Here is a 14776-nt window from a genome sequence, read left to right on the forward strand (position 1 = left end):
CCTGGCCGAGAACGATCTCAAGCCATGGCGCAAGGACATGTGGTGCATTCCCAAGATCGACGCCGAGTATGTCGCGCGCATGGAGGATGTGCTCGACCTCTATGCCGAAGCGTCCGACCCGGCGCGGCCGGTGGTCTGCTTCGACGAAAGCCCGACCCAGCTCATCGGCGAGGTGCGCCAGCCAATCCCGGCCGAACCCGGAAGGCCGGAACGCTACGACTGCGAGTACAAGCGTAACGGCACCGCCAACCTGTTTGTCTTCCTCGACGCGCACCGATCCTGGCGCAAGGTGAAAGTTACCGAACGGCGCACGGCCGACGACTTCGCCCACTGCATGCGCGATCTCGTCGATGAATTTCGAAATCGAATTCGCCGTCTGCGCCACGCCTGTTCCGACACGAGCGTATGATGACATGGGCGGTGATGGGTAGGCCGCCTATAAGTGGATTCGACTTGATCCTATTCAGAAATGCCGCGCGCCACTCACTTTCAACCGACCGCAACCCAGTGCGAGGTTCTCTGTCGGTGGCCTTCCGGAAGACCCATAACGTATCGATTTCGGGGGGTAATCGATTGCGCAAGGGTTGCGACATGGTAACCCACCGCTCGATCACTAGCTCCCCTGACAAGCCGCCTTCTCCGGACTTTGCAGAGACGTTGGATATGTGGCCCTCAACGGATTTTCCGAGAGCACGGTTCTTTTTTCCTTCCAACGTCTGCACTTGCCTTTTTCCCCGGATCACTTTCGACACAAAGGGATCAGCTGGAAAGTCTTTGAGAGGCTGACTTTTTAGTTCCGTATCGATCATAAGGATGTGAAACGCTGCATGCAGGGCGACCGACGTCCCTTCGATCAGTCGCTGGACAACCGCATCCCCCCCAACACTGTTTATTAGGGCTCGGTACTTTTTCTCGGGAATGGGAAGTGGCAGGTCACAATGGAGGACTTGGGACACCAGATGAGCCACAAAACCTCGGCATTGCTCGGGACTTAGCTCGAACTGCTGCCCCAGCCAATTGACCTCTACGAAGGGTACGTCTTTCAGTCTGGCCGCTACAGCCTCTATCGTCGGTAATCCCTGATCGGACATAAGGGCTTGGCCATGCTGAAAGGTTGCCCACTCATCTTCGAAATCCTTAGAAAGGCACCGTCTTAATTCCAGTAGTCCGGTATTGTTCGCACGGATAAACTGTTTGGCTGCTTCGGCCTCGGAAAGGCCGGAGAGCTTCAGGCGTCCCGCCTTTACCATCAGTCCAGCAATCGTCTCGACCTGGCTCGCGGCAACAATGTACTTGAACCGGTGTTCTACTCGGCCACGCCTAACGAACCCTGCTTGGTGCAGGTATTCCAGACCTGAATTAATCGTCTCTACATACTTGTTTCTGGAATTCAGAGATTCGCTGTTTATGAACGAGGAATCTCTCACGTTCGAGAAAATACCTCTGAAAAATTCCAAGACTTCGTCCCAGTCAATTTGTGACGGCAATCCGTGGGGGCGGTCTCTGTAACTGGCGAACACGCGCCCGAACGCGGACTCGGGTTCCTTAATTCCCTCAACCGCTATCCTGAGGAATAGGGGACGAATTCGCTTGAATGTCGCATATGACGTAGCGCCAGGTTGAAGGCAGAAGATTCGGTTCCAGGCCTTCTCGAAGCGCTCGCAGAACGTCGCGCCATAGAGCGACTGGACGTCGGTGAGATGATATCGACTCTCGTGGCCTTGAATTGCGAAGACGTAGCTGTCTTGCCCGGGCTCTAGCCCGAAGTCTGCATTTACCATTCCGCAGTCCCATCGCCGGCGTCTAGCATTTGGATTTTTGATCCGAAGAACTCGGCGGCAGCGGCATACACGCGCCTCCAGCAGAAATTTCCCTTGAAGTGGACTCCGAAGTCTTCCATTCCAGAGAGAAAAAGCCAAAATCAAAAATTGGAGCAGGAGGCAATGAATTCCGTTTTGTGATGTATTCTAATGTAAGACATGGATAGTAGTGTCTTATAATATTTTTGTTAGCTTCAGGATTGAGGTCTTTAATTATTTCATCGCTCCGAATTTCATACATTGATATATCCTTTTAGACGTTACGTCTCTGTCGCTGAACTAAATATATTCTTTTGATTCGTCAACAGGCGTCGAAAGAAACTGTCCGGTCTCCGGAAGCCAGCGTGTGGGCAACCGGGCTGTCCGAGGACGTATTTATTCGCGAGTGATGAGAAGACCGGCGATGATGGTTGCCTCGTCATTTTCTGGCGAGCAAAAGCCCGCCTGCGACCGTCAGCCCCAGTGCACGCAGAGGGAACGCGTGGATTTTTGCTCGGCTAGCGGCCTTCCAGTGCGGTGACGCCAGAAGGGGACCTAACGTAAAAAGCCCCTGAATAATCTTATTCAGGGGCTAGTTCCGCCTAAGCTGCTGAGATTGGCTGAGGATTCTGCCTCAATAAGTTCCGGAATGTGGCAGAGGGATTCCTTCCTTGGGAAGGTCGGCGGGGGCGAGATTGGCAGTGACGCGCTTGGCCGGCAGCGCCAGGCCGGAAGCATGAAGCGCCGCCTGCACCCGCTCGCGGCTTTCGGCGACTGCCTTGTCCGGCAGGCCGACGATCTGCATGCCGACCTTGCCCGGCGCGACCATCACCTGCACATCAACCGGCAGTCCCTCGATACCCTGAAATGCGACCGTGCTGACGCGCGCGACCATGGTTGCTCCCTCGCCCGGGCTGCCCGCCATTACGGGCGCCGCAACCGCCTTGGGTTGCAAGACGGAGCCTTGCACGGTTCACGCACAAAAACAAGAACAATTACGGAACATCTGAGGCGAGACCTACGCGCAGTCGTTGGCAAGGGCACAACGCCGCAGCCGCGGGCGGAAGCCCGCGGCAATCTCCGTCATCCGGAGACAGGTTCTACCGAAAGCGCCGGATCAGGCGCGCTTGCGCTCGATCGCATCCCAGAGCAGGCTCGCAACATCGGCGCCGCCAAACTTCTTGACTTCGCGAATGCCGGTCGGCGACGTGACGTTGATCTCGGTCATGTAGTCGCCGATGACGTCGATGCCGACGAAGAGGAAGCCGCGGGCTTTCAGCGCCGGAGCGATGCGGGCGCAGATTTCCCTTTCGCGCGCCGTAAGCTCGGTCGCCTCCGGCCGACCGCCGGCATGCATGTTGGAGCGCGCATCGTGTTCGGCCGGAACGCGGTTGATGGCGCCGACCGGCTCACCATCGACGAGCAGGATGCGTTTGTCGCCCTTGCGTACCGCCGGCAGGTATTCCTGGGCGATGAAGGGCTCACGGAACATCTGGCCGAACATTTCCAGAAGGGAAGACAGGTTGCGGTCGTCACGGGTCGAATGGAAGACACCGGCGCCGCCATTGCCGTAGAGCGGCTTCAAGATGATGTCGCCCATCTCCTGGCGGAAGCTGGCGATCTCCTGGGGGTCGCGGGTGATCAGCGTCTTCGGCATCAGGTCGGCGAATTCGGTGACGAAGATCTTCTCCGGCGAATTGCGCACCCAGGCCGGATCGTTGACGACTAGCGTCTTCGGATGCAGGCGTTCCAGAAGATGCGTCGAGGTGATGTAGCCCATGTCGAAGGGCGGATCCTGGCGGAGCAGGATGACGTCCATGGTCGACAGATCGACGCGTTCGGCTTCGCCCAGCGTGAAGTGATCGCCCTTGACGTCGCGCAGCGTCATCTGCTGCACGCTCGCATAGACCTTGCCGTCGCGCAGCGACAGTTTTTCGGGCGTGTAGTGGAAAAGGCGGTAGCCGCGCGACTGTGCCTCGAGGCTCATGGCGAAGGTGGAATCACCCGCAATATTGATGCCCGACACATGGTCCATCTGGACCCCGACATTGACGATTTTCGCCATCTTCCCGTCCCCTGTGGATCACGCCAAGCGTGATCGATTTCAAATCGTCAGAACGGAAGAGGACGAGAAAACCGCTGCCCTCTCCCGCACTGGAAAAGCCCTCGACATGTAGAATGCGGGCGTGCCTTAGGCAAGGAGAGCTGAGCCTATTCGAAGCCTTCGACCACGCAGGTGATGAGATCGTGATCCGAATGCGGCCGGCCGGTTTCATCGAGCGAGGGAATGATCCTGGTTTCGCCGATCTTCAGGCCGCGCGCGAGGAACCAGTCGAGCTTCATCGCGCGCTCCGGCCAACGGGTGATCAGGCTCGGCCGGGTGGTCATCACCTCAAGTGGTCCACCGTGGCGGGTGAAGCCGCGGGCGGCGCTCATCGCAAAGAGCCCTTCGGCTTCGAAGTCGCCGCCAGCATGGTTGCCGGTGTTGAGATCGCCGCCGATCAGCACCGGCAGACCGGGAAAGGCTTCGTCGAGCGCATCGATCAATTCCCTGACCTGGCGTTCGCGGTACGCCGCGGTCGTCGCGCTTTCAAGATGGGTGGAGACGGCGACGAAGGGGCCTGACTCGGTCTCGATGACGGCACCGATCGCGAAACGCTCGCCGAGACGCGGCTGTTCGCCATCGGTGAACCAGAGACGCTCGCCCCAGAGGCGCAGCATGAAGGGCCGGCCGAGCGGCACCGAAGCCATCAGCGCATTGCCGTGAAAGCCCCTGGCGTTGAAATCATCCTCGCAGAACGCGCGCTCGGTATCGGAGCCGAGGCCCATCTCAATGAATTCGATGCCATAGGCATATTGCATGCCGAGTATAGCAGCGACTTCGGCGGTCGGATGGCGCTGGCCGGTGCGGGCCATGCCGTTGTCCATTTCCGATAGCAGCACGACTGGGGCCTTGGTTGCTGCGAGATGTGCAGCACTTTCCGGTGCGAACAGGCAGCGCTCCAGGTTCCAGGCAGCGACGGTGAAGGGAAAGGCGAGCGGCGCGGTCGAGGACGGCGCGGCGCCGACCTCGATGCTGTTCATTTCCGGTCGCGCGGCCATGGCGGCGTCATGGGCCGCAATGGTGCGCAGCATCGAAGCAAATCCTGCACGCAGTTCGAGCGATGGAACGGCAAGCTGCTCAACGGCTTCATGGATCACGATGCCGTCTCCAGCCGAAGGTTCTGCGCCGGTGCATCGCCGGCAAAAGACGTGCCCCGTTCCAGCCGCTTGCCGGTCTCGGGCGAGAAGAAGTGCAGGCGGTCGACGGCAATCGTCACGGCGAGATCACCGGAAAGCGGCATGTCCGGAGAGAGCGCTATCGTCAGAGGTTGGCCCTCGATGGTGCCGTGCACGAGCCGCTGAGCACCCAGCTCCTCGACATAGTCGACCTGGAACAGCATCGCATCCTCGCCGACACCGGCAAGCTTCAGGTCTTCGGCGCGCAGGCCGACGGTAACCGGACCTTCGACCGGCGCGCGGCTGCCAAGCTCAATCCTGTAGAGACCGATCTGCAGGCTGCCGCCCTCGATCTGGCCCTTGATCAGGTTCATCGCCGGCGAGCCGATGAAGCTCGCGACGAAGGTCGAGGCCGGACGGTGGTAGACGTCGAGCGGACGGCCGATCTGCTCGATCCGGCCGCCGTTCAGCACCACCAGCCGGTCGGCGAGCGTCATCGCTTCGAGCTGGTCGTGGGTGACGTAGAGCGAGGTCGTGCCGAGGCGCTTCTGCAGGCGCTTGATCTCGCCGCGCATGGAGACGCGCAGCTTGGCGTCGAGGTTGGAGAGCGGCTCGTCGAACAGGAAGGCCGCCGGCTTGCGCACGATCGCGCGGCCCATGGCGACGCGCTGACGCTGGCCGCCGGAAAGGGCGCGCGGCTTGCGCGCGAGATAGGGCTCGATTTCCAGCATCCGCGCGGCTTCGGCGACGCGGGCGTCGATCTCGGCCTTGGCCGTCTTGCGGTTCTTCAGGCCGTAGGCGAGGTTGTCGTAGACGGTCATGTGCGGATAGAGCGCATAGTTCTGGAAGACCATGGCGATGTCGCGCTCGGCCGGATCGACGTCATTGATCACGCGCGAACCGATCGTCACCGTGCCCTTCGAAATCGTCTCGAGCCCGGCGACCATGCGCAAAAGCGTGGACTTGCCGCAGCCGGACGGGCCGACCAGCACGATGAACTCGCTGTCCTCGATATCGATGGAGACGGATTTCACCGCCTCGACATTGCCGTGATAGATCTTCGAGACCTCGGCGATGGTAATGGCCGCCATGGCTGCCTCCGTTAAAATGGTACCGTTTCAGGAGCGGGCGGGACAATTGCCCCGCCGCAGCACCGCTTACTTGTCGCTTTCGGTCAGGCCCTTGATGAACCAGCGCTGGAAGATCACGACGATCATCACCGGCGGCAGCATGGCGAGGATCGCCAGTGCAAAGGCCTCGTTGTAGTCGGGGATGTTCGAACCGACCCAGACGAGCAGGATCTGCTTGATGCCGCGCACCAGGGTGAAGAAACCTTCGTCGGTGGTCATCAATGTGGGCCAGAGATACTGGTTCCAGCCGTAGACGAACATGATGATGAAGATCGCCGCCATCATGGTGCGCGACAAAGGCACGAGTACGTCGATGAAGAACTTGAACGGTCCGGCACCATCGATACGCGCCGCCTCCAATAACTCATCCGGCACCGACTTGAAGAACTGCCGGAAATAGAAGGTGCCGGTGGCAGACGCCAAGAGCGGCACGATCAGGCCGGTGTAGGTGTTGGTCAGCTTCAGCGTGTTCATCACTTCGTAGGACGGAAGGATGCGCACTTCGAGCGGAAGCAACAGCGTGGTGAAGATTACCCAGAAGAAGAAGGTCGCCAGCGGAAAGCGGAAATAGACCAGCGCATAGGCTGCGAGCATCGAGAGCACGATCTTGCCGACGGCAAAGCCTAAGCCCAGGATCATCGAGTTCAACATCATGTTGAAGCCGGTGATCTTGCCGGTAAAGCCACCCTGGCGGGTCAAGACCGTTTGATAGGTCTCGACGAAATGGCCGCCCCAGGTGAGGCTGAGGCCGTTGCGGTGGATATCGGCTGCCTCGTGGGTCGAGGTCATGAAGGCGACGACGACCGGCGCCACCATGATGAAGACGCCGAAAAGCAGGATGACGTGGTCGAAAATCTTGGTGCGATACATCGGCCCCACCTCAGTTGTAATGCACGCGCCGCTCGATGAAGCGGAACTGGAAGATGGTGAGCACGAAGACGATCAGCATCAGGATTACCGACTGGGCCGAGGAGCCGCCGAGATCGTTGCCGCGGAAACCGTCCATGTAGACCTTGTAGACAAGGGTGATCGGGTTGTTGGCCGCCTTGTCCTTCACCATCACGTCGATGACGCCGAAGGTGTCGAACAGCGCGTAGGTGACGTTGATGATCAAAAGGAAGAAGGCGGTCGGCGCGAGCAGCGGCAGGATCACCGTCCAGAAGCGGCGGAAGCCGGAGCGGCAGTCGATTGCCGCCGCTTCGCGCACCGAAACGGGAATGCCCTGCAGGCCCGAAAGGAAGAAGATGAAATTATAGGGGATCTGTTTCCAGACCGAGACGACCACCATGGAAAAGGCGGTGTCGAAATAGTTGAGACCAACCTTGATGTCCCAGCCGAACCAGCGGGCGAGCTCGACGATCGGGCCGATATGCTGGTCGAAGAACATCATGCCGATGAGGCCGGCGACCGGCGGCGCGATGGCATAGACCCATATGAGCAGCGTCTTGTAGGCGGCGTTGCCGCGGATGACGCCATCGGCCTTGACGGCGAGCAGCAAGCCGATCGACAGCGCGAAAAAGGTGACGAGCGTCGTGAAGACCGCGGTGAAGCGGGCGATGCCGAGATATTCGCCGGACTTCAGCACATCGGTATAGTTGGTCATGCCGACGAAGGTCGAGCCGAAGCCGAAGGGGTCTTCCAGATAGAAGGACGACTGGATCGCCTGAACGGACGGCCAGTAGAAGAAGATGAAGATGATCACGAGCTGTGGCGCGAGAAAGAGGTAGGGCAGGAACGGCGAGGAGAACTGAACGCGCTTGGCAGCACCTTCCCCTCCGCTCTTCGACTGGCCACCGAAAAACCGGAAGGCGCCGAAGCGACGCCCCCCGGTTTGGGTTCCGGTTCCTCCCCGCGATGCGGGGAGGAGATCTGTCGCGGTCGACATCGAGATCAGCCGGCCGTCTTGGCGAAGCGAGCGAGCAGCTCGTTGCCTTCCTTTTCGATCGTATCGAAAGCGTCCTTGACGGTCGTTTCGCCCGAGAAGATGCGGCCGTATTCGCGTTCCATGATTTCGCGGATCTGCGGGTAGAAGCCGAGGCGGTAGCCCTTCGACCAGTCACCGGCCGGCAGCAGCAGCTGCTTGATGCCGACTTCAGCAACCGGCTTTTCCTTGTAGTAGCCGTCCTTCTGGGCGAGCTCGTAGGCTGCCTTGGTGATGGCAACGTAGCCGGTGGACTTGTGGTAGAAGTACTGGATTTCCGGCGAGGTCAGGAACTGGAAGAAGTCGGCAACGCACTTGTTCTCTTCATCCGACTTGCCGGACATGGCAAAGAGAGCCGCGCCGCCGATGAAGGAGTTGGTGCCGGCGCCCTTGATCGAGCCCCAATAGGGCAGGAACGTTGCCGAGAACGGCATCTGCGCCGTCTTCTGCAGGCCGCCGAAGGAGCCCGACGAACCGATCCAAAAGGCAGCCTTGCCTTCTTCGAAGACCTTCTGGTTGTCGTTCCAGCCGGCGCCGTAGAAAGCGAAGTAGCCTTCGTCCTTCCAGGCCTTGAGCTTGTCGAACATCATGATGAGGTTCGGGTCGGTGACCTTCAGCTGCGTGTCGACGACAGCGTCATAGCCGTTGTTGTTAGTGGCGAACTGGATGTTGTTGCGGGAGAAGAAGTTCTCCGTGAACTGCCAGGTGAGCTGCGACTGGACGAGCGGGATGTATCCGGCTTCCTTCAGCTTCGGGGCAACCGCCTCAAACTCTTCCCAGGTCTTCGGCGCTTCGACGCCGGCCTTCTTCAGGGCCTCGTCGTTGATGTACATGATCGGCGCGGAGGAATTGAACGGCATGCCGACGAACTTGCCTTCGCTGTCGGCGTAGAAGTAACGCACACCGTCGATGAAGGCGTTGCGGTCGAAGTTGTGGCCAGCCTTGATGATCAGGTCTTCGGCCGGAATGACCGCGCCCTTGGCGTTGATGATCGTAGCAGCGCCAGCGTCAAAGACCTGCAGGATGTTCGGCTGTTCGCCCGAGCGGAAAGCGGCAATGCCGGAAGCGAGCGCTTCCTCGTAGGTGCCCTTGGAAACCGGGGTCAGTGCGCAGGCGCTCTGGGCTTCGTTGAACTTCTTGGAAACTTCATTGATGACTTCGCCGTTGCGGCCGGCCATGCCGTGCCACCAGGTGATATTGGTCGCGGCAAATGATGACGTCGCGGAAAAAGCGAAGCTAAGGGCTGCGAATGAAAACTTCTTGAACATGACTTGGTCCCTCTCCACCGGGTTGCGGATGGCTTGGACTAGTGACGTTCAATGACAGGCCCGTAACGCTTTTATGTCGGAACGATTACAAATTCGCGATTTTGTTCCAAGACGGGATGCGGGCGGAACAACGCAATCATTTTCCCTCATCTCGCGCCGGTTCAGAAGGCATCCGGCAGATGCCGCGGCCAGCCCCAAGGGGTCACCGTGATGATGTCGTAGCGCACGGAAAGCCTGTTGAAATCCGGTTGCCTGGCCAGCCAGAGATCGCTCGCAGCGCGAATGCGTTTTTGCGCCGTGGCCGTCACCGCGAAGACGCCGTCCTCGGCCGAGCGGCGCGCCTTGACCTCGACGCAGGCGATGAGATCGCCGCGCCGGGCGATGATGTCGATCTCGCCGAGCTTGGTGCGATGGCGTATGGCGACGATGCGATAGCCCTTCAGCAACAGGCAGAGTGCCGCGCGGTATTCGGCGAGTTGCCCCCGCCTCAGCGCTTTCAGCTTCCGCCGGTCGCTGCCGTCAGCCGTCATGGCGCTCCTTCAGCTGCAGCAGCCGGTCATAGAGCTCCTTGCGCGGCACGCCCGTCTGGCGGGCGGCTTCGGTCGCCGCCTTGCCGGCCGGCATGTCGGCGACAAGGCTCAGCAGCAGGGCGTCGACATCGGCCGCTTCCGGCTCGGGTGCGGCATCCGGCGGACCGATGACGAGCACGATCTCGCCTTTGACTGCAGCCGCTTCTCCATAATGGGCGGCAAGCTCGCCGAGCGTGCCGCGGCGGAACTCCTCGAAGGTCTTGGTGAGCTCGCGGCAGACGGCAGCCCGCCTACCCTCGCCCAGCACCTCGGCTGCGGCCGCCACTGTCGCAGCAATCCGGTGCGGCGATTCAAAGAACATGATTGTCGCCGGCACGGCCGCGAATTCCCTGAGGCGATCGCGTTTCGCCTTGTCCTTGGTCGGCAGGAAACCGGCAAAGAGGAAGGCATCGTTCGGCAGGCCGGAGCCGACGAGCGCTGCAAGCGGCGCCGAGGCGCCCGGGATCGGCACGACGCGATGACCGGCTTCGATCGCAAGCTGCCCCAGCCGGTAGCCCGGGTCGGAAACCAGCGGCGTTCCGGCGTCGGAGACGAGCGCCACCGATCGCCCTTCTGCGAGTGCTGCAAGCAGCCGGGGGCCGGCTTCGTCGGCATTGTGCTCGTGATAGGCGTAGGGCCGGTTCACGATGCCATAGCGGTCGAGCAGCACGCGCGTAACCCTCGTGTCCTCGCAGGCGAGCACATCGGCGCCGGCAAGCGTTTCCAGTGCGCGCAGCGTAATGTCGCCGAGATTGCCGATCGGGGTCGCCACCAGATAGAGCGCCGCATCGAGGGGCCGGGCCGGAACGCTGACATTGTGCAGGCGATAGCTACGCTCTCTCTGCCCGCCCGATGCTTCCGATGTCTTCTGCTTTTCCACCTGTAACGTCCTGATCGTGCTCACCGATGCGCCGGTCCGGTCTTTATGAGTGAGCCGGCAGGGCAGGGCAAGGGCAAGGCAATGGTCCAGCGCGCTGCATCTGGGGACAGAAGCCCTTAAACCCCTTGCGTTCCGGGCGCTGTTTCTGCCATTTTGCCGGTCCACATATTTCCGGTCGGTCGGCCGGGACACTCGCAGTTGACGCTCAGGCGGACGCCTCGTCTGCCGGGCAATGGTTGAAAGCGGCATCCCATGCGCATTACTCTCGAGCGGTCCAACCTCCTGAAATCGCTGAACCACGTGCACCGCGTGGTCGAGCGGCGAAACACGATCCCGATCCTCTCGAACGTGCTCTTGCGTTCCGACGGTGCGAGCCTCGAAATGAAGGCGACCGACCTCGACCTCGAAATCACCGAGGCGACACCGGCGCAGGTGGAACAGTCGGGCGCGACCACGGTGCCGGCGCATCTGCTGTACGACATCGTGCGCAAGCTGCCTGACGGTTCGGAAGTGTTGCTCGCCACCAATGCCGAGGGCACGGCGATGACCGTTGCCTCGGGCCGTTCGAAATTCTCGCTGCAGTGCCTGCCGCAGTCCGACTTCCCGGATCTCACCGCCGGCAGCTTCTCGCACTCCTTCCGCCTCAAGGCGACCGACCTCAAGATGTTGATCGATCGCACCCAGTTTGCGATCTCGACCGAGGAAACCCGTTACTATCTCAACGGCATTTTCGTGCACACCGTCGAGAGCAAAGGCGAACTGAAGCTGCGCGCCGTCGCCACGGACGGTCACCGCCTCGCCCGCGCCGACGTTGAAGCGCCGTCCGGCTCCGAAGGCATGCCGGGCATCATCATCCCGCGCAAGACCGTCAGCGAACTGCAGAAGCTGCTCGACAACCCGGACCTCGTCGTCACCGTCGAAGTCTCGGACGCCAAGATCCGACTGACGATGGGTTCGATCGTCATGACCTCGAAGCTGATCGACGGCACCTTCCCGGATTACCAGCGCGTGATCCCGGCCAACAACGACAAGGAACTGCGCGTCGATTGCCAGTCCTTCGCCCAGGCCGTCGACCGCGTTTCTACGATCTCGTCGGAGCGCGGCCGCGCCGTCAAGCTGGCGCTGAACGAAGGCCAGATGACGCTGACGGTCAACAATCCGGATTCGGGTAGCGCCACCGAAGAACTGCCCGTCGGCTACGACCACGACCCGCTCGAAATCGGCTTCAACGCCAAGTATCTGCTCGACATCACCTCGCAGCTGACCGGCACCGATGCGATTTTCATGCTGGCCGATCCGGGCTCGCCGACGCTCGTTCGCGATCTTGCTGCCGAGGATGCGCTTTACGTGCTGATGCCGATGCGCGTGTAACCGGGCCTGACGCGGCGCGAAATACCAACCCGTCACGCCCGCTCGTGACGGGTTTTTTGTTGATCGATCCATCCGGCGGCTGTTGATAAGGCGACGCTTTCAGGCGCAGACAGACTTGTTTTTGCCGCAGATGGGGACACATTATGATTGCCGCCGCCCGGATCGGCTCGAATCAGCGAGCCGGGATCACAGCGGGCGGCCCGTATGAGGAGAGGACGACGGTTTTGAGGGGTTCAATGAATTTGCGCGTGAAGGTGAAGGAACGGCTCGGACGGAAGTTCGATGAGGAAATTCGCTTTTTCAAGGGATGGATGAGCAATGCCAAGGCTGTCGGCGCAATCCTGCCGACCTCTTCCATAACCGCGCGCCGAATGGCGAGCGTCATCAATCCTGCTTCGGGCCTGCCGGTTCTTGAGCTGGGCCCGGGCACGGGTGTCATCACGAAAGCAATTCTGGAACGCGGCCTGCCCGCATCGAGCCTTGTCTCGGTCGAATATTCGACCGACTTCTATAACCAGCTCAGGGCCAACTTCGCCGGCGTCAATTTCGTCAATGGCGATGCTTTCGATCTGGAACATACGCTCGGCGAGCTGAAGGGACAGACCTTCGACAGTGTCGTCTCGGCAGTGCCGCTCTTGAACTTCCCGATGCATCGGCGCGTCGAGCTGATCGACGACCTGCTCTCGCGCATTCCGGCCGGCCGGCCGGTCGTGCAGATTTCCTATGGGCCGCTCTCGCCCGTCGTCGCCATGCCGGACCGCTACAGCATCCAGCATCTCGACTTCGTCGTGCGCAACATCCCGCCGGCACAGCTTTGGGTCTATCGTCGGGCGCACTGACGGGATGTTCGGCGTCTACGTCACCCATCCGCAGGTCTGGATCGATCCGGACGTGCCCGTCCCGCAATGGGGACTTTCCGCTGTTGGCCGCGATCGTGCGGCCCTGACGGCGGCGTTGCCGTGGGTGCGCTCGCTCGGGAGGATCGTCTCGAGCGACGAAACCAAGGCGATCGAAACGGCCCAGCTGCTTGCCGATGCCGCCGGCCTGACGGTCGAAATTCACCATGACATGGGCGAGAACGATCGCTCCGCCCGGCTTCCTACCGCCGCCGGAATTCGAGAAGGCGGCCGACTGGTTCTTCGCCCATCCGGCGGAAAGTTTTAAGGGCTGGGAGCGCGCGATCGACGCCCAGACGCGGATCTCGGACGCAGTGTTCCGTGTCCTCGAAGGGCACGACACCAAGATCCCAATCGCCTTCGTCGGCCATGGCGGCGTCGGCACCCTTTTGAAGTGCCGGCTGCTCGGCGCGCCGATTGCCCGCAGTTCCGACCAGAAGGGCGGTGGCGGCGGCAACGTCTTCGCTTTCCGCCTTGCGGATCGCGCCGTCGCATGCGACTGGACCCCGATGGAAAACTGGCAGGGGATCTAGACGATGACCGAAACCGCGCGCGACAGATTGATCGTAGGCCTCGACCTTCCGACGATCGCCGATGCCGAGAGGATCGTGTCGACGCTCGGGAACGACGTCTCCTTCTACAAGATCGGCTATCAGCTGGTCTTTGCCGGCGGGCTCGAATTCGCGCGCGACCTTGCCGCCAGCGGCAAGAACGTCTTCCTCGACATGAAGCTGCTCGATATCGACAACACGGTTGCCAAGGGTGTCGAGAACATCGTCAAGATGGGCATGTCGATGTTGACCCTGCACGCCTATCCGAAGGCGATGAAGGCGGCCGTCGAAGCCGCTAGAGGTTCCGATCTCTGCCTCCTCGGCGTCACCGTGCTCACCTCGATGGACGAGCAGGACGTGATCGATGCCGGCTACGAATACGACCCGCACACGCTGGTGCTGCGCCGGGCCGAACAGGCGCGCGCCGCCGGCATGGGCGGCATCGTCTGCTCGGCGGAAGAATCCGCAGCGGTCCGCAAGATCATCGGACCGAACATGGCGCTGGTGACGCCGGGTATCCGCCCTGCCGGCGCCGACAAGGGCGACCAGAAGCGGGTGATGACGCCGGCCGAAGCCTTGAAGGCCGGATCCAGCCACCTCGTCGTCGCGCGCCCAATCGTCGCAGCCGCCGAGCCGCTTGCGGCCGCTCGCGCCATTCTCGCGGAAATGAACGGCGCGCTTGCCCGCTGATGCGGGCGGCGCCAGGAACCCATCGCGATCCGCTTGACCTCAATCAAAATTTGCCGGAAGTAAGTCTCCCGTCAGCCTTCAGCGGTGCAAGACGAGGAGTTCACTATGGCCAAGGGATACTGGATCGCACGGGTCGATGTCCGCGACCCCGAGCGCTACAAGGATTATGTGACGGCAGCAAAGCCGGCCTTCGAGAAATACGGCGCGAATTTTCTCGCGCGCGGCGGCGAACATCATCGCCTTGAGGGCGGCGTGCGCGCGCGCAACGTCGTCATCGAATTTCCGTCGCTGCAGGCAGCGGTCGACTGTTACAACTCGCCCGAATACCAGATTGCCGCCGCGATCCGCCAGGAAGTCGCCGACGCGGAGATGGTCGTCGTCGAAGGCGTCTGACGACCCGGCATCCCCATCTTCCGACAGACCCGACAAGCCGCGTGGATTGGCCTTCACCTCTCGCGGCTGTTGGGCTATGTAGCAATCAA

The 14776-nt window shown here is 61.1% G+C and carries 12 protein-coding genes and 3 pseudogenes; 6 read left to right on the forward strand and 9 right to left on the reverse strand.

Annotated elements, in window-relative coordinates; all coding sequences use genetic code 11:
* Window positions 1–382: pseudogene (locus BLU35_RS32295) on the forward strand (transposase); the annotation flags it as partial.
* 2081 nt (window positions 383–2463) lie between these two features.
* Here BLU35_RS32295 and BLU35_RS32300 read toward each other — a convergent pair.
* From BLU35_RS32300 to rsmI, 9 genes and pseudogenes are all read right to left on the reverse strand, one after another.
* Window positions 2464–2694, reverse strand: a pseudogene (locus tag BLU35_RS32300) (magnesium chelatase domain-containing protein); the annotation flags it as partial.
* A gap of 222 nt (window positions 2695–2916) precedes the next feature.
* Complete coding sequence (gshB, locus tag BLU35_RS32305; protein ID WP_057247935.1) at window positions 2917–3864, reverse strand: glutathione synthase; 948 nt, start codon at window positions 3862–3864, stop codon at window positions 2917–2919.
* Between the two features lie 146 nt (window positions 3865–4010).
* Entirely contained in the window at window positions 4011–5000 is a 990-nt protein-coding gene (locus tag BLU35_RS32310; RefSeq protein WP_176907531.1) for an exonuclease/endonuclease/phosphatase family protein, read from the reverse strand.
* On the reverse strand, window positions 4997–6109 hold the full coding sequence (locus BLU35_RS32315; protein WP_093236167.1) for a sn-glycerol-3-phosphate import ATP-binding protein UgpC: 1113 nt from the start codon (window positions 6107–6109) through the stop codon (window positions 4997–4999). The genes BLU35_RS32310 and BLU35_RS32315 overlap by 4 nt, the downstream gene beginning before the upstream one ends.
* A 66-nt stretch (window positions 6110–6175) precedes the next feature.
* Window positions 6176–7018 (reverse strand): sn-glycerol-3-phosphate ABC transporter permease UgpE, encoded by an 843-nt coding sequence (gene ugpE, locus BLU35_RS32320; protein WP_057247932.1) that lies wholly within the window; start codon window positions 7016–7018, stop codon window positions 6176–6178.
* A gap of 10 nt (window positions 7019–7028) precedes the next feature.
* Window positions 7029–8033, reverse strand: coding sequence for an ABC transporter permease subunit (locus BLU35_RS32325; RefSeq protein WP_286161701.1), 1005 nt, complete (start codon window positions 8031–8033; stop codon window positions 7029–7031).
* 5 nt (window positions 8034–8038) lie between these two features.
* Window positions 8039–9337, reverse strand: coding sequence for an extracellular solute-binding protein (locus BLU35_RS32330; RefSeq protein WP_058324599.1), 1299 nt, complete (start codon window positions 9335–9337; stop codon window positions 8039–8041).
* Window positions 9338–9498: 161 nt separating this feature from the next.
* Window positions 9499–9867 carry a YraN family protein gene (locus BLU35_RS32335; protein WP_058324598.1) on the reverse strand — a complete coding sequence of 123 codons (369 nt, stop codon included), beginning with the start codon at window positions 9865–9867 and terminating at the stop codon, window positions 9499–9501.
* Complete coding sequence (gene rsmI / locus BLU35_RS32340) at window positions 9857–10786, reverse strand: 16S rRNA (cytidine(1402)-2'-O)-methyltransferase (protein WP_093236168.1); 930 nt, start codon at window positions 10784–10786, stop codon at window positions 9857–9859. The genes BLU35_RS32335 and rsmI overlap by 11 nt, the downstream gene beginning before the upstream one ends.
* Before the next feature lie 252 nt (window positions 10787–11038).
* Between rsmI and dnaN the strand changes: the two genes are divergently transcribed.
* The 5 genes and pseudogenes from dnaN to BLU35_RS32365 all read left to right on the forward strand — a co-directional run bounded on the left by dnaN (window position 11039) and on the right by BLU35_RS32365 (window position 14687).
* Complete coding sequence (gene dnaN, locus BLU35_RS32345) at window positions 11039–12157, forward strand: DNA polymerase III subunit beta (protein WP_057247928.1); 1119 nt, start codon at window positions 11039–11041, stop codon at window positions 12155–12157.
* A gap of 236 nt (window positions 12158–12393) precedes the next feature.
* A complete protein-coding gene (gene pmtA, locus BLU35_RS32350) occupies window positions 12394–12996 on the forward strand; it encodes a phospholipid N-methyltransferase PmtA (protein ID WP_082615696.1) in 603 nt (200 codons plus the stop codon).
* Window positions 12997–13000: 4 nt separating this feature from the next.
* Window positions 13001–13586: pseudogene (locus tag BLU35_RS32355) on the forward strand (histidine phosphatase family protein).
* A gap of 3 nt (window positions 13587–13589) precedes the next feature.
* Entirely contained in the window at window positions 13590–14294 is a 705-nt protein-coding gene (gene pyrF / locus BLU35_RS32360) for an orotidine-5'-phosphate decarboxylase (protein ID WP_058324595.1), read from the forward strand.
* Between the two features lie 105 nt (window positions 14295–14399).
* Complete coding sequence (locus BLU35_RS32365; protein ID WP_057247925.1) at window positions 14400–14687, forward strand: DUF1330 domain-containing protein; 288 nt, start codon at window positions 14400–14402, stop codon at window positions 14685–14687.
* Window positions 14688–14776 lie beyond the last annotated feature (89 nt).

Origin of the sequence: Sinorhizobium sp. NFACC03 (assembly GCF_900103435.1) — a bacterium.
In the GTDB taxonomy this organism is placed as follows: Bacteria; Pseudomonadota; Alphaproteobacteria; order Rhizobiales; family Rhizobiaceae; genus Ensifer.